Origin of the sequence: uncultured Arthrobacter sp. (assembly GCF_947495145.1) — a bacterium.
GTDB lineage: Bacteria > Actinomycetota > Actinomycetes > Actinomycetales > Micrococcaceae > Arthrobacter_D.
In genome coordinates, this window is the sequence record NZ_CANLXP010000004.1 from 144,002 (window position 1) to 167,926 (window position 23,925).

Sequence of the window (23,925 nt, forward strand, 5' to 3'; positions counted from 1 at the left end):
CCGACGAATTCCCATCAGGAAATAACGCGAGGAGAAATCATGCGAACAACACGATACGGGGCACTGGCCATGGCCGCGGCTGCCGCACTCACCCTGTCCGCCTGCGGCGGCGGAGGCGAAACCGAAGGCGGCGGAGAGGGCGGCGGCGCTGAAGCCGGTGGCGAGACCATTCGCGTCGGCATCAAGTTCGATCAGCCCGGGCTCGGTTTCGATGAGGGCGGCTCCTACTCCGGCTTCGACGTCGATGTCGCCAAGTACGTGGCGGGAGAGCTTGGCTACACCGAAGAGCAGATCGAGTTTGTGGAGTCCCCTTCCGCGAACCGCGAGAACATGCTGGCCAACGAGCAGGTCGACATGATCTTCGCGACCTACTCGATCACCGACACCCGCAAGGAAACCGTCGACTTCGCCGGACCTTACTTCATTGCCGGCCAGGACCTGCTGGTCGCCGCCGACAGCGACATCTCCGGACCGGACGACCTCAACGGGCGGAATCTCTGCTCCGTAACCGGCTCAACCTCCGCACAGCGGGTGAAGGACGAGTTCGCAGAAGACGTCAACCTGATTGAGCAGCCGGGCTACGCGGAGTGCGTCAGCCTCATGGGTAGCGGACAGATCGACGCGGTTACCACCGATGACATCATCCTTGCCGGCCTCGCCGCCCAGGAATCGAATCAGGGCCAGTTCAAGGTTGTAGGCAACCCGTTCTCGGAGGAGCGCTACGGCGTCGGCCTGACCAAGGGCAGCGAACTGTGCTCCGACATCAACGCAGCCATTGAGAAGATGATCGAGGAAGGCGCCTGGGAAGAAGCCCTGGCGAACAACCTCGAAGGTGTCGACTACGAGCCGAACGCGGAACTGAACCCGCCGACGCCGGACGACTGCGCCTAACCACTGCCGTTATTCGTGTGGGGGCTGCCTTGCAGCCCCCACACGGTTGTTTGACGTAACAAAGAAAGGTTGCCGTGGACGGTTTCCTGTCCCTCTTTGAGCAATACGATGTCGCAGGGGCCTTCTGGATCAATATCCAGCTGACATTCTGGGCAGCAATCTGGTCCCTCCTGCTTGGAACCCTCCTGGCCCTGTTCAGGATCTCACCGATAGCGAGCCTCCAGTGGTTCGGTGCCAGCTACGTCAATATCTTCCGCAACACGCCGCTGACGATCATCATCGCCTTCGGCGTACTCGCCCTGTTCGGCCAGCTCTTCGTGAGTCTGTCCGAAGACTTCGATCTCAACTTCTTCCGGCTGGCGGTTCTCGGCCTGAGCCTCTATCACGCCGCTTTCGTCTGTGAAGCGATTCGGAGCGGCGTCAACACCGTTCCACTAGGTCAGGCAGAGGCAGCCCGCGCCATCGGATTGTCATTCCTTCCGGCAGCTCGGCTCGTCATCCTTCCGCAGGCGTTCCGCGGCGCCATCGCGCCGCTCGGCAACGTGCTGATCGCTTTGACAAAAAACTCCACCGTTGCTGCGGCCGGCTCAGTCGCTGAGTCCGCCGGTCTGATGAAAACCATGATCGAGTTCCGTTCCGACATGGTGATCCCGATCTTCTTCACCTTCGCGATGGGCTTCGTCATCATCGTGATTCCGATCGGCCTGCTCACAACGTGGGCATCCAAGAAACTGGCGGTGGCACGATGAGCGCTCAGCAGGTACTTTTCGATGCGCCCGGCCCCAAAGCCAAGCGCAACATTTTTATTGGCAACATCGTCGGCGCCCTGCTCATCGTGGGATTGCTCGCATGGTTGATCATCACGCTCGCGGAGCGCGGCCAACTTGAACCCGCGAAGTGGACGCCCTTCCTCGAAGGCAGAACCTGGGAGTTCTTCCTCCTCCCGGGCCTCCTGGACACTCTCAGGGCGGCCGGTGTAGCGATCGTCACCTCGGTGGTGCTGGGGCTCCTTCTCGGCATCGGACGGCTCTCGCACTTCCTCCCGCTCCGGTGGCTTGCCGGCGTGATCGTCGAGTTCCTTCGTGCGGTTCCTGTGCTGCTGATGATGATCTTCCTCTGGCTCGCTATCGGCGCTGCAGGCATCATGCGTCCACAGGATATTCCCTTCATCGCTGTGGTCACGGCGCTGACGCTCTACAACGGCTCAGTCATTGCCGAACTCGTCCGCTCCGGCGTGGAAGGGCTCCCCAAAGGACAGCGGGAAGCCGGCATGGCCATCGGCATGACGCGCGGCCAGTCATTAAGGAGCATTGAGGTGCCGCAGGCACTCACAGCCATGCTGCCCGCGCTGGTCAGCCAGTTCGTAGTGATTCTGAAGGACTCCGCACTCGGCTACATCATCACGTACACCGAGCTTCTGCAGACCGCACGCCGACTCGGCGTTGGCGAGGGAAACCTGCTTCAGGCCCTTCTCATCGCCGCCGTCATCTTCATCATCATCAACTTCGCGCTTTCATCATTGGCGAATCGGCTCTCGAAGCTCCTCAGCTTCCGCACCACCGGAAAGACAAAGAACGACAACGTCAGCAACGTGGTGGTCGCGGACCCCACGAACGCGTAGCTTCACTATTCGTGCGAGTGGCTCGCCTCGGCCGCGCGGCTTAGGCGAGCCACTCGCTTAACGCCTTCAGGCAGGCACGGATTGCGTCTCCGGAGACGTGCTCGTTGTCCGAGTGGGCGAGTAGCGCATCGCCCGGCCCGAAGTTCACGGCCGGTATGCCGAGTGCGCTGAACCGGGCCACGTCGGTCCAGCCGTACTTGGGTTTGGGCTCCGCACCCACTGCCTCAACAAACGCAGCGGCTGCTGGGTGGTGCAGCCCCGGACGCGCACCCGCGGCGGCATCCGTCCGTTCCACCTCATAACCAACAAGTAGATCGCGGACGTACTTTTCGGCGTCCTCCGGGCTCTTATCCGGAGCAAACCGGTAATTCACCTCGACAACGGCTCGATCGGGAATCACGTTGCCCGCCGTGCCGCCGCTGATCAGGACAGCGTTGAGGCTCTCCCGGAAATCGAGCCCGTCAACGCGGACTGTGGCCGGCTCATGGTCCCGCAGGCGCATGAGGACCTCCGCCATCTTGTGAATGGCGTTCTCCCCCATCCAGGCCCGGGCCGAGTGGGCGGCGCGCCCCGTCGTCGTGACGTTGAAGCGGGCGGTTCCATTGCAGCCGCCTTCGACAGTGCCGTTGGTGGGTTCGAGCAGCACCGCAAAGTCACCGCGCAACCAGTCCGGATAACTGTCGGCCAGCCTGCCGAGTCCACTGAGGGATGCCTCGACTTCCTCATGGTCATAAAAGACATACGTGGTGTCCCGGGACGGCTCCGTCAGGGCAGCAGCAAGCGAGAGCTGGACGGCGACTCCGCCCTTCATGTCGGTGGCACCGCGTCCGTAGAGAACCTCGCCGTCCCAGGCGCTCGGGACCGTTCCGCGGGAGCCGGTCACGTGAGGCAGCGGCACGGTATCGAGATGACCCGCCAGGATCACCCTTTCCGGGCGCCCCAGGTTGGTGCGGGCAATCAGCGAATCACCGTCCCGGACCACTTCCAGGTGGGAACAACCCCGGAGGATCTCCTCCACCGCATCCGCCAACGCGCGCTCGTTGCCCGAGACACTATTGATGTCGATGATGGCGGCGGTGAGATGTGCGACGTCTGCACGGGCATCGAGGCGCTGAAATCCGGAATCTGTCATGGCCTCAAGCCTACTGGGCGAGGTGGCAGGGTCCGGTAGCCGCTACTCGGTAGAATGGAAGCCATGACTGAGACGGCTTCCGCTTCCCTGACCCCCTCCGAAACCACCGCACGAACCGCTTTCGGCATCGGACTGGCCACGCTGGCCGAAGACGGAACGGTACTCGATGTCTGGTACCCGCAGCCGGTTCTTGGCGAAGCTTCCGGCGATACTGATGCGCTGCTTACCGAACTCGCTGCCATCGCAGCACCCGACGCGCTGCGTAGCGTCACCCAGGAAGTAGTGTCGACAACTTCCCTGCTCGACGACGCCCCGACCGACGCCGCAGATGCCTACCTCCGGCTCCACCTGCTTTCGCACCGTCTCGTGCAGCCGAACAGCATCAACCTCGACGGCATCTTCGGATCGCTCGCCAACGTCGTCTGGACCAACTTCGGCCCCTGCGCAGTCAGCAATTTCGAAATTACCCGTCTGCGCCTGCGCTCGCGTGGCACAGTCGTAGTGTTCGGCGTGGACAAGTTCCCACGCATGGTTGATTACGTGATGCCCTCAGGTGTCCGGATCGCCGACGCTGATCGCGTCCGTCTCGGCGCGCACCTCGCGGAGGGCACCACCGTGATGCACGAGGGCTTCGTCAACTTCAACGCCGGCACGCTCGGCCATTCAATGGTTGAGGGACGCATCTCAGCCGGCGTTGTCGTGGGCAATGGATCGGACATCGGCGGCGGTTCGTCGATCATGGGAACCCTCTCCGGCGGCGGCAAGGAACGCATCAGCATCGGCGAGCGCTGCCTCCTGAGCGCCCAGGCCGGCATCGGCATCTCACTCGGCGACGACTGCGTGGTGGAAGCCGGTCTCTACATCACTGCAGGAACCAGGGTCACGCTTCCTGACGGTTCGATCGTCAAGGCTGCCGAACTCTCCGGACAGTCGGGTGTGCTCTTCATCCGCAACTCCACCACCGGCGTGGTTGAAGCACGGCAGCGGGCCGGCCGGGGAATCGCGCTGAACGCCGCCTTGCACGCCAACTAGGAAATTTTCCACGTGCTCCAGACCAAGAAGCAAGCCCGACGACGGCGCCGGCTCCGCGCGACCGGTGTCCTTGCCGGGCTCACGGCTGTGGTCGGCGGTGGAGCTTACCTTGCCATCATCCAGTTGAACTCCTCGGAGGTGCTGGTCCGCGAACGGTGCAGCGCCGTCGTCGGGACCGATACCTACGAACTGGCACCGGAACAGGCTGCAAACGCCTCCACCATCGCCGGCGTGGCTGTTACGCGCGGTCTTCCGCCGCGGGCTGCGTCTATTGCGCTGGCTACTGCGGTCCAGGAATCCGGCCTGCGGAACCTGGACTACGGTGATCAGGCAGGACCGGATTCGCGCGGACTGTTTCAGCAGCGGCCGTCGCAGGGCTGGGGCAGCGAGGATCAGGTGCGGGATCCTATCTACGCGGCCGGGGCATTCTATGATGCGCTGGTCACCGTGCCGGGATACCAGACCCTGCCCATCACGGAAGCCGCCCAACTCGTTCAGCGCAGCGCCTACCCGGACGCGTATGCCGATCACGAACCGGAGGGGCGCGCCTTCGCCTCGGCCCTGACCGGCCAGTCGCCCGCTTCGCTGAACTGCATACTTCGCAAGCCGGAAGAGTCCGGGAACCCTGCGGCTGTAACAGAACGGTTCGCCGCCGTCTTTCCCACCCTGCAGACCGGAACAACCGAAGAGGGCGTAGTGGCCACCGCGTCCGGATCCGTCGGGTGGGCCGCTGCGCAGTTCGCGGTTGCCCATGCCAAGGACCTGGGCATCACCTCCGTCTCCCATGCGGGCCTGCAGTGGAACCGGAGCGACGGCGGTTGGACTACCACTGAGACGGAGACCGGCCAGGTCCTGATCACCCTCGCCGAGGTCGCTGCCTAGCAAGAGCTAGGCGATGATCTCCACCACCGGCTGAATATAGCTCCGGAAAGTGGCTTCGTCGTCGTACAGGTCTTCGCTCAGAATGAGCATGTCCGGTTCAACCCACCAGGCCCGGGTCTCACTCAGTGGCAGCTCAACCACGGAGAGGGAGAAATTCCGTGCGGGCCGTCCGAGTTCCAGTTCGCGTTCCCGCACGAGGTCGCCGAAGCGCCGTTGCCCGACATCGTGCATGCGTTTGAGCTCCCGGTGGCGCCAGGCGGCATCACATTCCTGCGTCCAGGCCAGGGCGGTCCCGTAGTGAGCGTGAGTGAGACGCTGCAGCGCGGGCATTGAGTCGAGCTCGGGGAATTCCGGAGGGGTTGGGAGCAGCATCCCCTTCCCATGGCCGGCCACCAATTGATACCACCAGGCCTCCCACTCAACCCGGAGCGCAGCGAGGCCACCAACGGCGTGGACGGTCTGCCGCGGGTCAACGCAATGGACCGGAGGTCTCACCGGGGAAACAGCAGGCTGGCCAATCACCCCGAGGCCGGCACAATCCCGCAGGTACAGCGCAAAGCACATCGCCAGAGACGTTCCCGCTCCCACTTTCCAGGAGGGCGCTCCATTGACCTGCATCCGTGCCCTGGCCTCTCCGCCGGCAGAACGGGCCGGCTTTGCGCGCGTGATCCTCCAAGGGTAGACCGATAGGGCCGTTGTCTCCAGAGCGGACGGCTGCGCGAAAGGACTCACTTATGCCCGCAGTACCGTCCGTCACTAAACTGAACTGCATGAAGATACTCGTTACCGGCGGAAGCGGTTACATTGGCTCGCACACCACGCTCGCGCTCCTAGAGGCGGGCCACGACGTAGTCGTACTGGACAACCTCTACAACTCAAGCGAGACCGCGCTGAGGCGAGTGGAGGAGCTTGCCGGTCGCGACGTGGCGTTCCGCAAGGTGGACCTGCTCGATGAGCACGCGCTCGACGCCGTGTTCGAAGCCGAGGCCGTTGACTCCGTCATCCATTTCGCCGGGCTGAAGGCCGTCGGCGAATCAGTGGAGAAGCCGCTGTTCTACTACCACAACAACGTCGGCGGCACGCTGAACCTGCTGCGCACCATGGACCGCCACAACGTCCGCACGCTGGTGTTCAGCTCCTCAGCAACCGTCTACGGCGCGTCCGAAGAGGTGCCCCTCATTGAGAAGATGCCGCTGGACGCCACCAATCCCTACGGGCGCACCAAGGAACAGATCGAAGACATCCTGAGCGACGTCGGTGCCTCCGACAGCCGCTGGAACATCGCGCTGCTGCGCTACTTCAACCCGGTGGGTGCGCACGAGTCGGGACGTATCGGTGAAGATCCCACCGGTATCCCCAACAACCTGCTGCCCTTCGTGGCGCAGGTGGCGGTCGGCAGGCGCGAGAAGGTTATGGTCTTCGGCAACGATTACCCCACTCCGGACGGCACGGGAATCCGCGACTACATCCACGTGGTTGATCTCGCGGACGGCCATGTTGCCGCTCTGAACTACCTCACCTCCCACTCGGGAGTGCACCGCTGGAACCTCGGTACCGGCAATGGATCGTCAGTGCTCGAGGTGCTCACCGCGTTCTCGAAGGCCGCCGGCCACGAGATTCCCTATGAATTTGCTCCCCGCCGACCGGGAGATGCAGCGGTCAGCTACGCGGACCCTTCGTCAGCACTGGCGGATCTTGGCTGGTCGGCGCATAAGTCACTGGACCAGATGTGCGAGGACCACTGGCGCTGGCAGAAGAACAACCCGCAGGGTTACGCCTCCTGATCCTGCCTGCTCCCGCGGTCCCGCTGCGAAACTAACGTGCGACGACGGCCGGTCACCTTCCCCAGGGAGGTGACCGGCCGTCGTCGTACTGGAACTTCTTAGCGTGCGGGGTAGTGCCTTTCCCCGGCGCCTGTGTACAGCTGGCGCGGGCGGCCGATCTTCGTCTGCGGATCCTGCATCATCTCGCGCCACTGCGCAATCCAACCAGGTAGGCGTCCGATCGCAAAGAGGACGGTGAACATCTTCTCCGGGAAGCCCATCGCCTTGTAGATGAGGCCGGTGTAGAAGTCCACGTTCGGGTACAGCTTGCGCTCAATGAAGTAGTCATCGGCGAGGGCCTTCTCTTCCAGGCGCATCGCGATGTCCAGGAGCTCATCGTTGCCTCCGAGCTTTGAAAGGATCTCGTGGGCGGTGGCCTTGACGATCTTGGCCCGCGGATCATAGTTCTTGTAGACGCGGTGCCCGAAGCCCATGAGCTTCACGCCGTCTTCCTTGTTCTTGACCTTCTCCATGAAGTCCTCGGGCTGCATACCCTTGGCCTTGATGTCTCGGAGCATGTTCAGGACGGCTTCATTGGCGCCGCCATGCAGCGGTCCGAACAGGGCGTTGATACCGGCCGAGATGGACGCGAACATGTTGGCGTTCGAGCTTCCCACCAGGCGGACGGTGGAGGTGGAACAGTTTTGCTCGTGGTCTGCGTGCAGGATGAGCAGGAGGTCCAGCGCCTTGACCATGGTGGGATCAAGATCGTATGGCTCTGCGGGAAGGCCGAAGCACAGGCGCATGAAGTTCTCCACGAGATTCATGGAGTTGTCCGGGTACAGCATCGGCTGGCCGATGGACTTCTTGTGTGCGTACGCGGCAATGACCGGCAGCTTCGCCATCAGGCGGAACGTGGACAGCTCCACCTGCTCGTCATCGAACGGGTCCAGCGAGTCCTGGTAGAACGTGGAGAGCGCCGAGACAGCTGAGGACAGCACCGGCATGGGGTGCGCGTCACGCGGGAATCCACCGAAGAAGCCCTTGAGCTCCTCATGCAGGAGCGTGTGCCTGCGGATGCGGTTGTCGAAGGCGGCGAGCTCGGTGGGTGTCGGCAGGTTGCCGTAGATGAGCAGGTAGGAGACCTCAAGGAAGCTCGAGTGCTGCGCCAGCTGGTCGATCGGGTAGCCGCGGTAGCGCAGGATGCCCTGATCGCCGTCGATGTAGGTGATTGCTGAGGTGGTGGCCGCGGTGTTCATGAAACCGGGATCGAAGGTAACGGCACCGGTCTGCTTGAGCAGCTTCGAGACATCGTACCCATGGTTGCCCTCTGCCGCCTGGATCAGCGGGAGGCTAAGGCTTCCTCCGTCATACTGGAGTGAGGCGCCGTTGTGCTCAGTCATTTACTCTCCTTGTGGAGCTTATGGAAAAGCATGCGGAATTGCTGGATCAGCTCAGTCAGCTAAAACGCTACCGGCAGAAACGCCTCCAGCACTAATCGGTTGGGGCGTTGTTGTGCAATAGCAACACGGTCTCACGCGCCAAGCCGGGCAGCCGCAGCACCGACCCGCTCGTCGGAGCCGGTGAGGGCCACCCGGACGAACCCGTTCCCGGCATTGCCGTAGAACGTGCCCGGCCCCACGATGATCCCCAGCTCCGCGAATCGCTTCACGGTCAGCCAGGTGTCCTCCCCCGCGGTCGCCCACAGGTAGAGGCCGGCGTCGGAAGCGGAAATGGTCAGGCCGAAGGCTTCGAGTGCCGGTATCAGCTGGTTGCGGCGCGCGCGGTACACGTTCTTCTGGTCAGTCACATGCGCATCGTCCGTAAGAGCCACGCGCATTGCTTCCTGGACCGGGAACGGCACGATCATTCCCGCGTGCTTCCGCGAGTTGATGAGGTTGCGCAACACGGCGCTGTCGCCGGCCACGAACGCCGCCCGATAACCGGCGAGGTTCGATTGCTTGCTCAGCGAGTAGACGGACAGCAGCTGGTTAGTGGACCCGCCGCTCACTCGCTGATCGAGGATGCTGGGAACCGGATTCCCTCCCTCTGCGGGGTCCCAAGAACCCCAACCCAGTTCGGCATAGCACTCATCGGAGGCCACCATGGCGCCGAGAGCGCGGGCTTCGTCGACAATGGCACGCAGGGCTTCCACGCCCTGGACAGCACCGGTGGGATTCGAGGGTGAGTTGACCCAGACCAGGCGCACCCGTGCCCGCGTGCCCGCATCCAGCTCGGCCAGGGAGTCCGCCGCCACCGGTGTTGCACCCGCGAGATGCGCGCCCATGTCATAAGTGGGATAGGCAACCGTAGGGCGCACGACGACGTCGCCCGCTCCCAGCCCCAGCAGGGTGGGCAGCCACGCGACCAGCTCTTTGGAGCCGACGGTGGGCAGGATATCTTCCGGATCCAGGCCTTCCACGGAACGACGACGGCGGTACCACCCGCTGATCGCTTCCCTCAGTTCCGGCGTGCCGTGCGTGGTGGGGTATCCGGGCGCATCGGACGCGTCGCGGAGTGCGCGCTGGATGATTTCCGGAGTGGGATCGACGGGTGTTCCGATCGATAGGTTGACCGCGCCGTCGGGGTGTTGCCGGGCTTCCTCGACATAGGGCGCCATCGCATCCCAGGGATAGTCCGGCAGCTCGAGCCCGAAGGCCCGGTTCGCTGTCACGCTGCCGTCACGCTTCCTGGTTCTGCGGCGGCAGGGCAGCAATCATCGGGTGATCCTTCCCGGTGTTGCCGAGCTTTGCAGCGCCGCCCGGCGATCCCAGGTCATCGAAGAACTCGACGTTGGCTTTGTAGTAGTCGGCCCACTCATCGGGGGTGTCGTCTTCATAGTAGATTGCCTCGACCGGGCAGACCGGTTCGCAAGCCCCGCAGTCCACGCACTCATCCGGGTGGATGTACAGCGAGCGTTCACCTTCATAGATGCAATCGACCGGGCATTCCTCAATGCAGGCCTTGTCTTTCACATCCACGCACGGCTGTGCGATTACGTAGGTCACTTCCCACGCCTTCCCTGGGGTTTGGTGCCGCTACCGGCCTTTCGTCGCAGTTCCAGCTTAACGCAACAGGGCTTGTGATCGGCATCGGCCGGTGCCCGCCGTAATATGACACGCTAGGGCCATGAACAACCCGGCAGAATTGCTGACCTCCCTGCCGCTGGGAACGCGGGTGGTGGTCCGGTACCGGATTGAGGGCGGGCTCACCGACGCCCTCGGCGACCTGACCGCCCGGGATAAAGCGTCCTGTACGGTCACCGGGAAACGAGGGAACGTCGTCGTACCTCTGGCCGCCATCACGGCAGCGAAGCCCGTTCCGCCGCCGCCGGCCCGGCGCAGTCCGCGGGTGGTTCCGCCCGGATAACCGCAAACCCCGGTCATCTGCCTGCCTGCCATTGACTAAGTTCAATCACTGCCTGTGTGCTGACGTATGCTTTGAATTATGGAAACAGATGAGGATGTTCAGGCACGCGGCAGAGCGTTGAGCTCCCCCGTCCGGCTGAGGATTCTCCGGCTCTGCCTGCACAAGCCCCGCACCAACAAGGAAATAGCCGAAGTACTGGACCTCAATCCGGCCACGGCGCTGCACCATGTACGCACACTGATGGCCACCGGCTTCCTTAAAGCCGACGAACCGCGCACGGGCAATCGCGGCGCCAAGGAAATCCCCTATCGGGCCACCGGGTTGTCCTGGGGAAGCCGGATGCCCAATGCGGCGCCCGTACTCGTCGAGACGTTCCTGCAGGAAATTGACGGCCTGACGCCGTCGGAGATCGACGTCTGGCGTCTCGGCGTCCGGCTTAACGACGCTAACCGCGCCGAGATGATGGACAAGATCCGTAACGTGTTCGAGGAGTACGCGCGGCGCGGCTCTGACGAGGACGGCACGGCGACCTCCATCATGCTGGCCCACCATCTGGACCGCACAGCAGACTGATTTCACCTCAAGCGAGCCGTCAGCAGGACAGATTCGACAGCACAGACCCGCAATTGAGATCAAGCGGTACAGATTCAGCGGCGGGCCGAAGGCCTTAACACCCACCAGGCGATTGCGACGGCTGTGACCGTTCCTGCGGCCAGCCCCACCACCCAGATATAGCCGGCTACAGCGACCGGCGGCAGGGCACCTTCCACCTCAATACCGGCGGCGATCAGGCCGCCCACGGAAGACGAAGCCACCAGCCCCACCAGAAGATAGGCAATGACCCCTGTCAGGGCGGCGAGGAAAACGTTCCGCGCCCATAGTGCAACGAACACGGCAATACTGGTGGCCAGCACTACAGAGGCGAGCGCACCGGCAGGAATCCCGACGCCGTTTACGTACCAGATCTGGGCGTGAATTGCCGTGCCAAGCACCGCAGCCAGGACTCCGCCGATTCCCGCAGCAAGGAACCCGCGCCAGCGGGCGCTACGACGTGCAGACGGAACGACGGCGGCGGCCGGTTTGGCGCCGTCGTCGTCGTTCTGTTTCTTCACGGGCAGGCCGGAAACCGGCAACCGCATGCGCTGTTAGGCGCGGGCGCGTGAACGCGCGGCGCGCAGACGCTCGTTTGAGTCGAGGATGACCTTGCGGATGCGGATGGATTCCGGAGTAACCTCGACGCACTCGTCCTCGCGTGCAAACTCAAGCGACTCTTCAAGAGTCAGCTTGCGCGGCGGGGTGAGGTTTTCGAAGCTGTCGGAGGAAGCGGCACGCATGTTGGTGAGCTTTTTCTCCTTGGTGATGTTGACGTCCATGTCGTCTGCGCGTGAGTTCTCGCCGACGATCATGCCCTCGTACACCTCGGAAGTGGGTTCGACGAAGAACGAGCCGCGCTCCTGCAGGTTGATCATCGCGAACGGCGTGACCACGCCGGAGCGGTCAGCGATCATCGATCCGTTGGTGCGGTACTCGATGTCGCCGGTCCACGGCTCGTAGCCCTCAGAGTAGGAGGACGCGATGCCGGCGCCGCGGGTATCCGTAAGGAAGCGCGTGCGGAAACCGATGAGACCGCGGGCCGGAACAACGAATTCCATGCGGACCCAGCCGGTTCCGTGGTTGGACATGTTGGTCATGCGGCCTTTGCGCGCCGCCATGAGCTGGGTGACTCCGCCAAGATATTCCTCGGGAACGTCAATGATCATGTGTTCCATCGGCTCGTGAACCTTGCCGTCCACGGTCTTGGTGACAACCTGCGGCTTGCCGACAGTCAGCTCGAAGCCTTCGCGACGCATCTGCTCGACGAGGATGGCGAGAGCCAGCTCACCGCGGCCCTGGACCTCCCAGGCATCCGGACGGGCCGTTGGCAGGACACGGAGCGACACGTTACCGATGAGCTCCTTGTCCAGACGGTCCTTCACCTGGCGGGCGGTCACCTTGGCGCCCTTGACCTTTCCGGCGAGCGGAGAGGTGTTGATACCGATGGTGACCGAGATGGCAGGGTCGTCGACCGTAATGAGCGGCAGGGGCTGCGGGTTTTCCAGGTCGGTAAGGGTCTCACCGATGGTGATGTCTTCGATACCCGCGACTGCAACGATCTCGCCGGGGCCGGCAGACTCAGCGGGAACACGCTCCAGGGCCTTCGTGGCGAGGAGTTCGGTGATCTTTACTGTCTTCAGTTCACCGTTCTGACGAGCCCAGGCGACCTGCTGGCCTTTGCGGAGGGTTCCGTTGAAGATACGCAGCAGGGCGAGGCGCCCAAGGAACGGCGATGCATCCAGGTTGGTCACGTGCGCCTGCAGGACACCGTTGGGGTCATAGCTGGGCGCAGGGATGTGCTCGATGATGGTCTTGAAGAGCGGCTCAAGGTTGTCATTATCTGGAGCGGAGCCATCTGCGGGCTGCTCGAGGGAAGCTGCTCCCACCCGGGCTGCAGCGTAGACAACCGGAACGTTGAGAACGGAGTCGAGATCCAGATCGGGAACTTCATCCGACAGATCCGATGCGAGGCCCAGCAGCAGGTCCATTGACTCACTGACAACCTCGTCGATGCGGGAATCCGGGCGGTCGGTCTTGTTGACCAGCAGGATAACGGGAAGCTTGGCGGCGAGGGCCTTGCGCAGTACGAACCGCGTCTGCGGCAGCGGCCCTTCAGATGCGTCCACCAGCAGCACCACGCCGTCAACCATGGAGAGCCCGCGCTCAACCTCGCCACCGAAGTCGGCGTGGCCGGGGGTGTCGATCACGTTGATGGTGATGCGCTCGCCATCCGCGGAGGGGCCCTCATAGAACACCGTTGTGTTCTTGGCGAGGATGGTGATGCCCTTCTCCCGCTCCAGGTCACCGGAATCCATGACCCGCTCAGCAACCTCGCCGTGGCTGGCGAACGAGTTGGTCTGCCTCAGCATCGCGTCAACGAGCGTCGTCTTGCCATGGTCTACGTGCGCCACGATGGCAACGTTGCGAAGGTCACTGCGGATTGCAGTGTTGCTCGTGGATACAGACATGCGGAATTACTCGTTTCTTAGGGGGCTCAAGTGAGTTTCAAGGGAAATGAGAGCGGGCAGCACAGCGCGCACTACTACCATTCTAAGCGTTAGGCAAAAGATGGCCTAACGGGCCGGTTAAACGACGACGGCGGCACTCACCGTGGTGAGCACCGCCGTCGTCGGCGGACCGGCCGTTCTACTCCGCCGCTGCGAGCAGCCGGGAGCGGAGTTCCCGCCGCTCGCGCTGCTTTTCCGGATCAGGCAGGGGCACAGCCGCGAGCAGGCGCTGGGTGTAGGGATCCTGGGGATTGCGCAGGATCTGGTCGCGCGTTCCCTGCTCGACGATCCTGCCGCGGCGCATCACGCAGATGTGATCTGCGAGGACGTCGACAACGGCGAGGTCATGTGTCACGAAGAGGCAGGCGAAGCCCATTTCCTGCTGCAGGTTCTGGAACAGCTCCAGCACCTTGGCCTGGACAGACACGTCGAGAGCCGAGGTGGGCTCGTCAGCGACCATGAGTTTGGGCTTCAGTGACAGTGCGCGCGCGATGCCGACGCGCTGCTTCTGCCCGCCCGAGAGCTCGTGCGGGTAGCGGTTGCGGTACGCGCGGGGCAGTTCCACCTGGTCGAGCAGCGTCTCGATGCGCTTCTGGAGTTCGGCGCCCTTGGCCTCGCCTGCGAGGAACATCGGTTCGCCGATACTCTCACCGATCGGCAGACGCGGGTTCAGCGATGAGGACGGGTCCTGGAAGACCATACCGACGTTGCGTCGCACCGCCCCCAGTTCCCGCGAGGTGGGCTTCAGGCCGGAGATGTCGGTGCCCACAACACGCAGCGACCCCTCCGCGACGGGAAGCAGACCAACTGCCGCGCGCCCGATCGTGGTCTTGCCGGAACCGGACTCACCCACGAGTCCCATGACCTCACCGGGGCGAATGCTGAGGGTCGCATTCTCTACGGCCCGGAATGCCGGCACCCTGCCCTGCTTCGGGTACTCGATGGCTACGTTCACCAGCTCGAGGACTGCCTCCCCCCGGCTTTCCCGCTCGGCCTGGACCTTGGCCTCAAGTCCGGCAAGCACGGCGCGTTCACGGCGCTCGAGTTCGTCATGGTCTACGCCTGCGAGCTCCGACTTGGTGGCGGCCGCAAGGGCCGCTGTGATGTCGACGTCATCGCTACCGCCTTCGGCACCCTGACCGAGGTGCGGAACCGCAGCCAACAGGTCCTGGGTGTAGGGATGTTCGGGCCGGCTGAAGATTTTCTCTGCTGTGCCGGATTCCACGATGACGCCCTTGCGCATGACGGCAATGCGGTCGGCCAGGTCAGCGACCACGCCCATGTCGTGGGTGATGAGCACAATGGCGCTGTCCAGCTTGTTCCGGAGGTTGCGCATCAGGTCGAGGATTTCAGCCTGCACGGTCACGTCAAGCGCCGTGGTGGGCTCGTCAGCGATGAGGAGCTTCGGATCACACGAAAGTGACTGCGCGATCATGGCGCGCTGCCGCTGCCCGCCTGAGAGCTGGTGGGGGTAGGAACGGAAAGCCTTCTCCGGATCCGGGAGCTCCACCATGTCCAGCAGCTTGAGGGCGCGGTCCCTCGCTTCGTCGGGTGAGATCGCGTTGTGCAGCCGCAGGGTCTCCACAATCTGGAACCCGACCGTGTAGACCGGGTTCAGGGCCGTCATGGGTTCCTGGAAGATGACGGCGACATCGTTACCGCGAACTTCGCGCAGCTTGCCGGGAGAAAGGTTGAGGATGGACCGGCCGTTGAGGATCACCTCTCCGGTGACCCGGCTATTGCTGGGCAGGAGGCCAAGCAGCGCCATTGAGCTCGCGCTCTTGCCTGAACCGGACTCTCCGACGATCGCAAGTACCTCGCCGGCGTTGACGTGATAGTTCAGGTCAATGGCGGCTGGAACCCATTCCTTCTCCACGCCGAAGTCGACGCTGAGGTTCTTGACTTCCAGCACGGGTCCGCGAACGGATTTTGGTGTTTCGCTGCTCCCGTTGCCGTCAATGATGTCGTGGGTCATAGTGCTGTCCTTCCACTGTGTGACCGTGCGTACGGCGCAGCCGGGCAGGCTGTTTGCCCGCCGATTACTGCACTGAACCTGAATGTTGGAAATATGGGGGTATGAACTCGCCGACCGGTCCCACCCGGACCACCGTCTTCCGTCCCCGCAGCAGCCGCTGGATTCTCGCGATCGCCGGCGTAGTGGTCGCTGTGGGTCTGACGGTGTCCGTTGTGACCTCCGGGCCGCAGGCCCTGGTCACCGCCGCCCCACTGCTTGCTGTGGCCGCCGTGGCATGGTGGCTGTTCTGGTTCCCGGCCGTGATCATCGGACCGGCAGGCGTTGAGCTGCGCAATCCGGCGCAAACCATCAGCGTGCCCTGGGCCGGCCTGATACACGTCGACACCAAGTACGCGCTGAAGCTGGTTACGCCCAGCGGCAGCTACACCGCCTGGGCCGCGCCCGCTCCCGGCGTTCGCGGAACCCACGCGGGCAAGCCCGAGAACATGCAGAACCTGCCCGGCTCCAGCTACGGAGCTGGCGGAAGCGTTCGCCCGGGAGACCTGAGCAACACTGATTCCGGACTCGCTGCCCTGCTGGTGCGGTCCGAGTGGGAGCGCCGGATCGATAGTGGGCTGATCGACGTCGACGCTACGGATACCGCCAAGGTGGACCGCCGAATCAATTGGGGACCGCTCGGCGTGGTCGCCAGCCTGCTGCTGCTGAGTGTACTTACCTTCGCTCTCCAGTGACAGGCTGGCTGCGCCCGCGCGTTCGGCGCTGGTCCGCGCCGGGGCGACTGTAGGAGTCATCAGGCGGGCTTTCTCGGCTCTGCAGCCTTCTTGGCGTTGAACTTCTTCTGCCGCGGGTCAAACGCATCACGGAGTCCATCGCCGATGAAGTTGATTGACAGACAGATGATCACAATGAACAGGCCGGGCCACCAGAAGAGCCACGGACGGGTGCTGAACGCCGCCTGGTTGGCGCTGATGAGGCTTCCCAGCGAAATGTCAGGAGCGCGCACGCCGAGCCCAAGGAAGGACAGCGCGGTTTCGAGCAGAATTGCGGACGCCATGACGAGGGTCGTGTTGACGATGATCACGCCTACCGCGTTCGGCACGATGTGCTTAAAGATGATTCGGGTGTTGGACGCTCCGGCGATCCTTGCGGCGTCGACGAACTCCCGTTCCCGAAGGCTGAGGAACTCACCGCGCACCAGGCGTGCGAGGCCGGTCCAGATAATGAACCCGACAAATACCCCCAGCAGGATGACACCGGCGCTGCCGCCGAAGATTGTGCCGAAGAATGTTCCCGGACCGGAGATGGAATTGCCGAATGTACCCAGAACGGCCGCGATGATCACCAGCGGGATGATGATGATGACATCGGTAAGCCGCATCAGTACCGTTTCGACCCAGCCGCGGAAGTAACCGGATACTCCGCCAATGACGACACCGATGATGCCCCCAACGAGCCCGATCAGGAACATCACGATGAGGGACAGCTGGGCCCCGCGCATGGTCATAGCAAAGAGATCACGGCCCACCCGGTCCTGCCCGAAGGGGTGGTCGCCGAAGTTGAAGGGCAGCTGCCAGGTGGGTGCGCCGGTGGGGTTGGCGAGAGGCGGAGTCTCCACATAGTCCCACTTCCACCACCCGGGAATTCCCGCATATCCCACGGAGGTAAAGGCCATAATTACGACCCCGAAAAAAATGATCAAGCTGGCCACTGCCGCCGTGTGCCCGAAGAACCGCTTGCGGACAATCTGGCCTTGGCTAAGACCTTTGGCTTCTTCCGGTTCAATCTGCTTTGTTGCTCGTGCTGTAGTGCTCATGCTTTCACCCTTACGCGCGGGTCAAGTACGGAGTAGACAAGGTCGGCTACCAGGTTGAAGACAAGGGCAACAATGCCCGTGATCAGGAAGACGCCCATGACTGGATTCAAGTCCTGTCGGCCGAGCGCCTGGACAAACAGTTGGCCCATGCCGCTGAAAGCAAAGACCTGCTCGGTGATGATCGCGCCGCCGATGAGGGCACCAATGTCGAAGGCAACAAGTGTTGCAAGAGGAATCAGCGCGTTCCGGAATGCATGGCGCATAACTACCGTGCGTTCGCCGAGACCTTTAGCCCGGGCGGTACGGATGTAGTCCTGGTTCATAATTTCCAGCATTGATGCACGCGAGTAGCGGCTGTAGCCCGCGAGAGAGATGAGCATCAGCGCAATCGTGGGCAGCAGAAGGTGCGTGTAGGTGTCCAGGCCGCGAACCCAGAAGTCGCCTTCGAGGTTTGGGGTGGACGCACCGATTGTCGCGATCGGGCGGCCGTTCACGCGGTTGTTGTTGAAGTAGGCGGGCCATGCCTGCATGAAGCGGTCCAGCAGGATCAGGAACCCCATCAGGAAAGCGGTGAGACCGGCAGCCGTCATGTTCTGGCGTCTGTCGTATCCCCCCATGAAGTATCCAACGACGAGGCCGACCAGGACGGTTGCGATACCGAGCAGAACGACCATCAGGAGGGTTCCGCGGTCCAGCAGGGGCTGCACCGCAAAGTAGGCAACGATTCCGATCGCGACGACGATCAGCGAACTGTAGAGGGCCTTGCGGTTCTTCAGACCCGCAGTCAGGAGCGTGACTCCGTACGCGATGCCCACTGAGAGGAGCGCCACGACGATCAGTCCGAATCCTGGGGTGAGGAACCACCCGACGAGGTCAAGGAACCAAACGAGCCCGAAGGCAAACGCGAAGCCGATTGCGGCCCACAGAAGACGGCGCTTCAGTGCGCCGGAGGTACTCAGGTAGAAGAGGAAGGCGGCCACCAGTCCGCACACCATTGTGGCGAAGAAGCTGATGTTCGGTTCACTAAGGAAGTTGTTGAATCCGATTGCCCCGAACTCCTTGAGGAGGACGGCAACCCAGAAGACGGGCAGCGAGAAGAAAAGGAACGCCATGAAGGTGACGCCGTAGTCGAGTCCGCTGTACTGACGGAGCGCAGTCACAATGCCCAGCGTGATGCCGATGACGATCGCAAGGATAGTGGCGGCGGTGACGAGCATGATGGTCTGCCCCATTGCACGGCCGAGCAGCTGTGTCACTTCAATGCCGGTCACGCTGTTGCCGAGATCGCAGGTGAGCGCGAACGGGACGACGCAGCGGACTGCGCCGGAGACCCAGGAGAAGTACCGCAGGATGGGCGGGACGTCGAGATCCAGTAAATCGATGCGCTGCTGGATGAGCTGCTCACGATTGGGGGCGTTGCTTTGGCGCAGATCCGCGAGTGGATCTCCTGAGTATGCAGTCAGGATGTACACGAGGAACGAAGCGCCAAAAAGAATGAGTACGGCGGCGATCAGCCGCCTGACAATGTACGTCAACATAGTCTTTTATGGCCTCAGGGGTTTAGGAAGCGGGTTGTGCCCGACATGTCGGACTGAGTGTAATCCACGTTACGTTCTGTCGAAATTTGGCACTTGCCAATCACTGCGAAAGTGCCTGAGCGCCCGAAAGCGCTGGGGCCAATGGTGCGACCCCAGCGCTTTCGATTAGCTAGTAAACGTGGGCAGTGCGGGAGCTGTTTAGGCTACCGACCACTCCCAGAAGTTCCACCAGACTCCAACCAGACCCGGGTTGAAGGTCAGGCCCTGTACGGCCTCATCAGCAGCATTGATGCCGATGGACTGGAACAGGGGCAGACCGTAGCCGGTTTCGAAGAGACGGGTGTCAACGGTGATCGACAGTTCCTGCTGCTCAGCAGGATCAATGGTGACAATCAGCTCGTCCATGGCTGCCTGTGCTTCTTCATCGCAGAAGCCGTTGAAGTTGGAAGCAGAGTCGCAACCGTAGAGCTGCGGTACCCCGTTGACGCCGACACCCGGGCTAACCCAGCCGAAGATGGTTGCGTCGTAGGTTCCGCCACCGAGTGCCGCGCCCCACTCGTTACCGGGAAGCCCGCCGTCAACAACGGTGAAGCCAGCCTGCTCGGCGCTCTCCGCAATAAGGGTGTATGCGTCGACACGGTTCGGGTTATCCGCGTTGTACATGATGCGGACCTCGGGGGTGGCACCGTCAAGCAGCCTGGTGGCTTCTTCGATGTTGGGCTCAGCAAACTCTTCCGATCCGTTGACCGGCACGGCGGCGTCGTAGCCCTCTGTGCCGATGTCGAAGATCTGGGAGTTGCGGGGCTCAGCCTCGGGATCCAGCGGACCGATGACCGACTCAACGATGGAGTCACGCGGGATGGTGTACATGAACGCGCGGCGCACGTTCTCATCCTCGAAGACGCCCGAGTAGTTCAGGTCGATGTGGTCGAAGGAAAGTTCTTCGCCCTCAAGGATCTGGATACCGTCGATGGCCTCCAGCGATGCAAGGGTGTCTGCCGACGCCTGCGGCTGAACAATATCAACCTCGCCGTTCTGCAGAGCCTGCACCTGTGCGTTTGCATCACCGATGTAGCGGATGGTGATCTCATCGAGCGCCGGCTCCGGGCCCCAGGCGTAGTCCTCGTTGCGGACCAGCGTCATGGACTGGTCAGGAGTCATGTCCTGAACGACGTACGGGCCGCTCGAGAGGTAGAGCGCAGGGTCAGACGGCAGGGTGGTGGTGTCGAATGCCGTGTTCCAGTACTCAGCCACTGTCTGTAGCTCAGGACGGTCCTCAGGGCTTTCAGGATCTCCTGCAGGAGCAGTCTGGATCAGTTCGACCAGAGCATCCTCATCGGCGAGTCCTCCGCCGGTAGCGACAACGTGCGCAGGTGTGTCGAGTATACCGAAGGCGATTTCATAGTCAGCGTACGGTTCGCTGTATTCGAGCGTCATTGTGCGTCCGTCTTCGCTGATTTCAGGAAGACTGGTCAGTCCTAGTCCGTCGGTAGCGCCGGCGTAGGCAAAGTAAGTGGTTCCGGTTTCAGCATCGGGGTTTTCATCATCGAAATAACCCGACTGTACGGCCCAGGACAGCAGAAGGTCACCGGCGTCGATGGGCTCGCCATCAGACCAGGCGACACCCTCGTTGACCGTGTAGGCAACAGTGAGCGGATCCTCTGACGTCACCTCATAGGTACCGAATTCTTCGTTACGGATGACTTCGAGTGCGTCGTTCACATAGTAGAAGTCCTGGTGGGTCAGGTAACTGACCTTGCTGTTGATATCCACATTGCCGGTGGCACTGTCAGAGTTGAATGAAGTGAACGGGTTGACCTCAGCAACAGTTACAGCACCGCCTGATGCCTCACCTTCGCCCCCGGTGCCCGGATCTTCGCCGCCGCCGCTTTCGGCGCAGGCGCTCAGTGCAAGCGCAGCAATTGCAGCTACACCTACGGCTTTGGAAGTACGTCCGAAACGCATTCCGCCTCCTTGTTTCATGTTGTGGAAGATGTCCTTCATGGTTTTACAAAGGACTGACACGCACTTTGATGGTCAAAGTGGCGTGCCTCACATGCTGAAAGCTTAGGGGGTAATTGTTACCGCTAGGTATCAAAAGGGAAGCGTGGTGATGGTTGTTACCGAGATGCAACCAAACTTTCCTACCCGAACACGGCGGGACAACGAGCGCTGCCTCGGTTGTCTCCCCGGAAACCAGGGCTGGCGAGCAGCCGTACTGAAGTCCGGGGCACGGGCGTAGAGTGCTGAGGTGTCCAACCCACGCACCATCCCCCTGCTGCCCTGTGCAGATATCGACGAAATCGAACCATTCTTCGCGGCTTTGGGCTTCCGCACCACCTACCGCCAACTTCGACCGAACCCGGCCCTCGGCCTCAACGGTCACGGGTTCGATCTGCAGTACTACGGACTGGACGGTCACACACCAGAGACCTCACACAGCTCCTGCCTCGTCATCGTCGACGACACCGGCCAGATCTGGGAGGAGTTCGCAGCAGGACTCCGCGAGGCATACGGAAAGCTGCCGATCAAGGGATTTCCGCGGATTACTCGGCCGCGCGCCCGCAAGAACGCCGGCGGGCTGAGCAGATTCAGTCTCGTCGATCCGGCCGGCAACTGGCTTCGCTTTTTCCGTGACGGCGTCGCGGAGACCTCACTTTCCGAGCTCACTCGGTTGGGCGAGGCGGTTCAGAACGCGGTCGTACTCGCTGACAGCAAAGGGGACGTGGCTCAAGCTGCCAAGGTCCTTCAAGGTGCGATCAAGCGCGCACCTGCTGACGATCCGGCGCAAGGCGAAGCCCGAAGCTTCATGGACGAGCTGACCGAGCGCCTGTCGGACGGCTGAGATCGAGCAGGACCCCGCAACGTGAGCACCTGGCTCCACTGGTCGATCCGGGCGGCATGCCCAGCCTGCAACACGTCGAGCTGGCGCAATATTGTTCTAGGTGGTGAGTCGAGCGGCTCGCCATCCCAAGGGAGAGATCATGGGTCGAGTAATTGTGCACGCAACGATGACCGTCGACGGGTTCATCGCGGAAGCCGACGGCGGAGTCGACTGGATGTTCGGCCGACCATCCACCCCGGAGGACGACGCGGCGGTCGCGAAGGTCATCGAACGGATCGGCGCCGTGGTCGGCGGTGCGAACGAGACGCAGACCATCGACGACGGCGAGGTCCCCTACGGCGGCATGCTCAAAGTGCCTGTGTACCTCATGACACACAGCCCTCACGATCCGATCGAACGGGACGGGGTCACCTACACCTTCATCGTCGACGACATCGCGCAAGCCGTCGAATCGGCCAGACAAGCGGCGGGAGACAAGTGGGTCAGCCTGCTCGGCGGCAGCATCTCACGTCAATGTCTCCAGCTCGGCCTCGTCGACGAACTCCATCTCGACGTCGCACCAGTACTCCTCGGCGAGGGCATCCCGCTGTTCGCGGGCCTGGAGAAGCGCGTCGAGCTGGAACGACTCGAAACTTCGGCTTTCGCGAGCGAGACCCACCTCCGCTACCGCGTCGTCACGTAGTTCCTGGAGGGGAAGACATCGGTGAACATCCGTTCAATGCAACCGGACGACAGCGATACCCGAGGCGGGCGCTTCACGATAAGTGCGCCGCGCCCGCTGCGCCCGCTGCGGGCGCACGACCCAGCGTGCCCCTGAAACGAAACGCGACTACACGTTGAAGCGGAACTCCACCACGTCACCGTCGGCCATGATGTATTCCTTGCCTTCAATGCGGACCTTGCCGCGCGCTTTGGCTTCCGTCATGGAACCGGCTGACACAAGGTCTTCGAAGGAGACAACTTCAGCCTTGATGAAGCCTCGCTGGAAGTCTGAGTGGATGACTCCGGCGGCCTCTGGCGCCGTGGCGCCCTTGCGGATGGTCCAGGCACGCGCTTCCTTCGGACCTGCCGTGAGGTACGTCTGCAGGCCCAGCGTATGGAATCCGACGCGGGCGAGCTGATCGAGTCCGGACTCTTCCTGTCCATTCATCTCCAGCATTTCGCGAGCTTCCTCGGGATCCAGTTCAACGAGATCGGCTTCTAGCTTTGCGTCGAGGAAAATGCAGTCGGCAGGTTCAACGAGGGCGCGCAACTCGTTCTGGCGCTCGACGCTGCCAAGCACGGCATCGTCAGCATTGAAGACGTAGATGAAGGGCTTGGCCGTGAGCAGGCTCAACTCTCGCAGGTGCTCCATCTCGAGCTTGTCGCTCGCCACGGATGAGAAAATGGTGTCCCCCCGCTCGAGGACCGCCTGCGCAGCCTGCATCGCGGAGAGCTGCGCAGCTTCGCGCTTCTTGATCTTGACTTCCTTCTCGACACGCGGGATCGCCTTTTCCAGCGTCTGCAGGTCGGCCAGGATCAGCTCGGTGTTGATGGTCTCCATGTCCGAGACCGGATTCACCGCACCGTCGACGTGCACGACGTCGGGATCATCAAAGACCCGCACTACCTGGGCTATGGCTTCTGCTTCCCGGATGTTCGCCAGGAACTGATTGCCGAGGCCTTCGCCCTCGGAGGCTCCCTTGACGATGCCCGCAATATCGACGAAGGACACAGTCGCTGGCAGCACCCGCTGCGAACTGAACACTTCGGCCAGCCGATCCAGGCGTGGGTCCGGCAAGCTCACAACCCCGACGTTCGGCTCGATTGTTGCGAACGGATAGTTCGCAGCCAGGACTGTATTCCTGGTGAGAGCGTTGAAGAGGGTTGATTTGCCGACGTTGGGCAGTCCGACGATGCCAATAGTAAGAGCCACGGGAGAACAGTCTACCGTCGTGCACCCACCGTCGGCACGAGCGCCTCT

23 protein-coding genes are annotated in these 23,925 nt (G+C 62.5%); 11 read left to right on the forward strand and 12 right to left on the reverse strand.

The features are described 5' to 3' along the window. Window positions 1–39 precede the first annotated feature (39 nt). From Q0877_RS04590 to Q0877_RS04600, 3 genes are all read left to right on the forward strand, one after another. Window positions 40–891: a glutamate ABC transporter substrate-binding protein gene (locus Q0877_RS04590; protein ID WP_299166114.1), complete on the forward strand. Its 852-nt coding sequence runs from the start codon at window positions 40–42 to the stop codon at window positions 889–891. Window positions 892–965: 74 nt separating this feature from the next. Then, a complete protein-coding gene (locus Q0877_RS04595) occupies window positions 966–1,640 on the forward strand; it encodes an amino acid ABC transporter permease (RefSeq protein WP_299166115.1) in 675 nt (224 codons plus the stop codon). Beyond that, window positions 1,637–2,512 carry an amino acid ABC transporter permease gene (locus tag Q0877_RS04600; protein ID WP_299166116.1) on the forward strand — a complete coding sequence of 292 codons (876 nt, stop codon included), beginning with the start codon at window positions 1,637–1,639 and terminating at the stop codon, window positions 2,510–2,512. The genes Q0877_RS04595 and Q0877_RS04600 overlap by 4 nt, the downstream gene beginning before the upstream one ends. Window positions 2,513–2,552: 40 nt before the next feature. Here the strand turns inward: Q0877_RS04600 and dapE are convergent, their stop codons facing one another. Then, window positions 2,553–3,644 carry a succinyl-diaminopimelate desuccinylase gene (gene dapE, locus Q0877_RS04605; protein ID WP_299166117.1) on the reverse strand — a complete coding sequence of 364 codons (1,092 nt, stop codon included), beginning with the start codon at window positions 3,642–3,644 and terminating at the stop codon, window positions 2,553–2,555. A gap of 63 nt (window positions 3,645–3,707) precedes the next feature. Between dapE and dapD the strand changes: the two genes are divergently transcribed. Beyond that, window positions 3,708–4,676 carry a 2,3,4,5-tetrahydropyridine-2,6-dicarboxylate N-succinyltransferase gene (gene dapD, locus Q0877_RS04610; RefSeq protein WP_299166118.1) on the forward strand — a complete coding sequence of 323 codons (969 nt, stop codon included), beginning with the start codon at window positions 3,708–3,710 and terminating at the stop codon, window positions 4,674–4,676. Between the two features lie 87 nt (window positions 4,677–4,763). Beyond that, the gene (locus Q0877_RS04615) at window positions 4,764–5,558 is read left to right on the forward strand and encodes a hypothetical protein (protein WP_299166203.1); all 795 of its coding nucleotides are present in this window, start codon (window positions 4,764–4,766) and stop codon (window positions 5,556–5,558) included. Window positions 5,559–5,564: 6 nt separating this feature from the next. Here the strand turns inward: Q0877_RS04615 and Q0877_RS04620 are convergent, their stop codons facing one another. Then, window positions 5,565–6,176: a hypothetical protein gene (locus Q0877_RS04620; RefSeq protein ID WP_299166119.1), complete on the reverse strand. Its 612-nt coding sequence runs from the start codon at window positions 6,174–6,176 to the stop codon at window positions 5,565–5,567. A 152-nt stretch (window positions 6,177–6,328) separates the two neighbouring features. Here Q0877_RS04620 and galE point away from each other — a divergent pair, with 152 nt between their 5' ends. Then, complete coding sequence (galE, locus tag Q0877_RS04625; protein ID WP_299166120.1) at window positions 6,329–7,342, forward strand: UDP-glucose 4-epimerase GalE; 1,014 nt, start codon at window positions 6,329–6,331, stop codon at window positions 7,340–7,342. A gap of 98 nt (window positions 7,343–7,440) precedes the next feature. On the opposite strand, the gene Q0877_RS04630 is transcribed toward galE, so the two are convergent. The 3 genes from Q0877_RS04630 to fdxA all read right to left on the reverse strand — a co-directional run bounded on the left by Q0877_RS04630 (window position 7,441) and on the right by fdxA (window position 10,329). After that, the gene (locus Q0877_RS04630; RefSeq protein ID WP_204531462.1) at window positions 7,441–8,724 is read right to left on the reverse strand and encodes a citrate synthase; all 1,284 of its coding nucleotides are present in this window, start codon (window positions 8,722–8,724) and stop codon (window positions 7,441–7,443) included. Window positions 8,725–8,855: 131 nt separating this feature from the next. Beyond that, window positions 8,856–9,995 (reverse strand): succinyldiaminopimelate transaminase, encoded by a 1,140-nt coding sequence (gene dapC, locus Q0877_RS04635; RefSeq protein WP_299166122.1) that lies wholly within the window; start codon window positions 9,993–9,995, stop codon window positions 8,856–8,858. Between the two features lie 7 nt (window positions 9,996–10,002). Next, window positions 10,003–10,329 carry a ferredoxin gene (fdxA, locus tag Q0877_RS04640; protein WP_299166123.1) on the reverse strand — a complete coding sequence of 109 codons (327 nt, stop codon included), beginning with the start codon at window positions 10,327–10,329 and terminating at the stop codon, window positions 10,003–10,005. 121 nt (window positions 10,330–10,450) lie between these two features. On the opposite strand from fdxA, the gene Q0877_RS04645 reads away from it, so the two are divergent. Both Q0877_RS04645 and Q0877_RS04650 read left to right on the forward strand, forming a co-directional pair. Next, entirely contained in the window at window positions 10,451–10,690 is a 240-nt protein-coding gene (locus tag Q0877_RS04645) for a ferrous iron transport protein A (RefSeq protein WP_299166124.1), read from the forward strand. 78 nt (window positions 10,691–10,768) lie between these two features. Beyond that, window positions 10,769–11,263 carry a transcriptional regulator gene (locus tag Q0877_RS04650; RefSeq protein ID WP_299166125.1) on the forward strand — a complete coding sequence of 165 codons (495 nt, stop codon included), beginning with the start codon at window positions 10,769–10,771 and terminating at the stop codon, window positions 11,261–11,263. Between the two features lie 74 nt (window positions 11,264–11,337). On the opposite strand, the gene Q0877_RS04655 is transcribed toward Q0877_RS04650, so the two are convergent. The 3 genes from Q0877_RS04655 to Q0877_RS04665 form a co-directional block, all read right to left on the reverse strand. Beyond that, window positions 11,338–11,802, reverse strand: a complete 465-nt coding sequence (locus tag Q0877_RS04655; protein WP_299166126.1) for a hypothetical protein — start codon at window positions 11,800–11,802, stop codon at window positions 11,338–11,340. 33 nt (window positions 11,803–11,835) lie between these two features. Further along, window positions 11,836–13,752: a translational GTPase TypA gene (typA, locus tag Q0877_RS04660; protein ID WP_299166127.1), complete on the reverse strand. Its 1,917-nt coding sequence runs from the start codon at window positions 13,750–13,752 to the stop codon at window positions 11,836–11,838. A 178-nt stretch (window positions 13,753–13,930) separates the two neighbouring features. Further along, window positions 13,931–15,766 (reverse strand): ABC transporter ATP-binding protein, encoded by a 1,836-nt coding sequence (locus Q0877_RS04665; RefSeq protein ID WP_299166128.1) that lies wholly within the window; start codon window positions 15,764–15,766, stop codon window positions 13,931–13,933. A 101-nt stretch (window positions 15,767–15,867) separates the two neighbouring features. On the opposite strand from Q0877_RS04665, the gene Q0877_RS04670 reads away from it, so the two are divergent. Continuing rightward, the gene (locus tag Q0877_RS04670; protein WP_299166129.1) at window positions 15,868–16,497 is read left to right on the forward strand and encodes a PH domain-containing protein; all 630 of its coding nucleotides are present in this window, start codon (window positions 15,868–15,870) and stop codon (window positions 16,495–16,497) included. A gap of 59 nt (window positions 16,498–16,556) precedes the next feature. On the opposite strand, the gene Q0877_RS04675 is transcribed toward Q0877_RS04670, so the two are convergent. The 3 genes from Q0877_RS04675 to Q0877_RS04685 all read right to left on the reverse strand — a co-directional run bounded on the left by Q0877_RS04675 (window position 16,557) and on the right by Q0877_RS04685 (window position 21,082). After that, on the reverse strand, window positions 16,557–17,579 hold the full coding sequence (locus Q0877_RS04675) for an ABC transporter permease (protein ID WP_299166131.1): 1,023 nt from the start codon (window positions 17,577–17,579) through the stop codon (window positions 16,557–16,559). Further along, window positions 17,576–19,117 carry an ABC transporter permease gene (locus Q0877_RS04680; protein ID WP_299166133.1) on the reverse strand — a complete coding sequence of 514 codons (1,542 nt, stop codon included), beginning with the start codon at window positions 19,115–19,117 and terminating at the stop codon, window positions 17,576–17,578. The genes Q0877_RS04675 and Q0877_RS04680 overlap by 4 nt, the downstream gene beginning before the upstream one ends. A 198-nt stretch (window positions 19,118–19,315) precedes the next feature. Continuing rightward, window positions 19,316–21,082, reverse strand: coding sequence for an ABC transporter family substrate-binding protein (locus Q0877_RS04685; protein WP_299166134.1), 1,767 nt, complete (start codon window positions 21,080–21,082; stop codon window positions 19,316–19,318). Between the two features lie 286 nt (window positions 21,083–21,368). On the opposite strand from Q0877_RS04685, the gene Q0877_RS04690 reads away from it, so the two are divergent. Together Q0877_RS04690 and Q0877_RS04695 are read left to right on the forward strand one after the other, a co-directional pair. Continuing rightward, the gene (locus Q0877_RS04690; RefSeq protein ID WP_299166135.1) at window positions 21,369–21,962 is read left to right on the forward strand and encodes a hypothetical protein; all 594 of its coding nucleotides are present in this window, start codon (window positions 21,369–21,371) and stop codon (window positions 21,960–21,962) included. A 139-nt stretch (window positions 21,963–22,101) separates the two neighbouring features. Beyond that, entirely contained in the window at window positions 22,102–22,644 is a 543-nt protein-coding gene (locus Q0877_RS04695; RefSeq protein WP_299166136.1) for a dihydrofolate reductase family protein, read from the forward strand. Window positions 22,645–22,791: 147 nt separating this feature from the next. Here Q0877_RS04695 and ychF read toward each other — a convergent pair whose 3' ends face one another. Continuing rightward, entirely contained in the window at window positions 22,792–23,877 is a 1,086-nt protein-coding gene (gene ychF, locus Q0877_RS04700; protein ID WP_299166137.1) for a redox-regulated ATPase YchF, read from the reverse strand. Window positions 23,878–23,925: the final 48 nt, after the last annotated feature.

Coding starts and splice junctions, on each gene's coding strand:
- Q0877_RS04590 (WP_299166114.1), top strand. CDS start 40: ATGCGAACAACACGATACGGGGCACTGGCCATGGCCGCGGCTGCCGCA.
- Q0877_RS04600 (WP_299166116.1), top strand. CDS start 1,637: ATGAGCGCTCAGCAGGTACTTTTCGATGCGCCCGGCCCCAAAGCCAAG.
- dapE (WP_299166117.1), bottom strand. CDS start 3,644: ATGACAGATTCCGGATTTCAGCGCCTCGATGCCCGTGCAGACGTCGCA.
- dapD (WP_299166118.1), top strand. CDS start 3,708: ATGACTGAGACGGCTTCCGCTTCCCTGACCCCCTCCGAAACCACCGCA.
- Q0877_RS04620 (WP_299166119.1), bottom strand. CDS start 6,176: ATGCAGGTCAATGGAGCGCCCTCCTGGAAAGTGGGAGCGGGAACGTCT.
- galE (WP_299166120.1), top strand. CDS start 6,329: ATGAAGATACTCGTTACCGGCGGAAGCGGTTACATTGGCTCGCACACC.
- Q0877_RS04630 (WP_204531462.1), bottom strand. CDS start 8,724: ATGACTGAGCACAACGGCGCCTCACTCCAGTATGACGGAGGAAGCCTT.
- Q0877_RS04645 (WP_299166124.1), top strand. CDS start 10,451: ATGAACAACCCGGCAGAATTGCTGACCTCCCTGCCGCTGGGAACGCGG.
- Q0877_RS04650 (WP_299166125.1), top strand. CDS start 10,769: ATGGAAACAGATGAGGATGTTCAGGCACGCGGCAGAGCGTTGAGCTCC.
- typA (WP_299166127.1), bottom strand. CDS start 13,752: ATGTCTGTATCCACGAGCAACACTGCAATCCGCAGTGACCTTCGCAAC.
- Q0877_RS04665 (WP_299166128.1), bottom strand. CDS start 15,766: ATGACCCACGACATCATTGACGGCAACGGGAGCAGCGAAACACCAAAA.
- Q0877_RS04670 (WP_299166129.1), top strand. CDS start 15,868: ATGAACTCGCCGACCGGTCCCACCCGGACCACCGTCTTCCGTCCCCGC.
- Q0877_RS04675 (WP_299166131.1), bottom strand. CDS start 17,579: ATGAGCACTACAGCACGAGCAACAAAGCAGATTGAACCGGAAGAAGCC.
- Q0877_RS04680 (WP_299166133.1), bottom strand. CDS start 19,117: ATGTTGACGTACATTGTCAGGCGGCTGATCGCCGCCGTACTCATTCTT.
- Q0877_RS04685 (WP_299166134.1), bottom strand. CDS start 21,082: ATGCGTTTCGGACGTACTTCCAAAGCCGTAGGTGTAGCTGCAATTGCT.
- Q0877_RS04695 (WP_299166136.1), top strand. CDS start 22,102: ATGGGTCGAGTAATTGTGCACGCAACGATGACCGTCGACGGGTTCATC.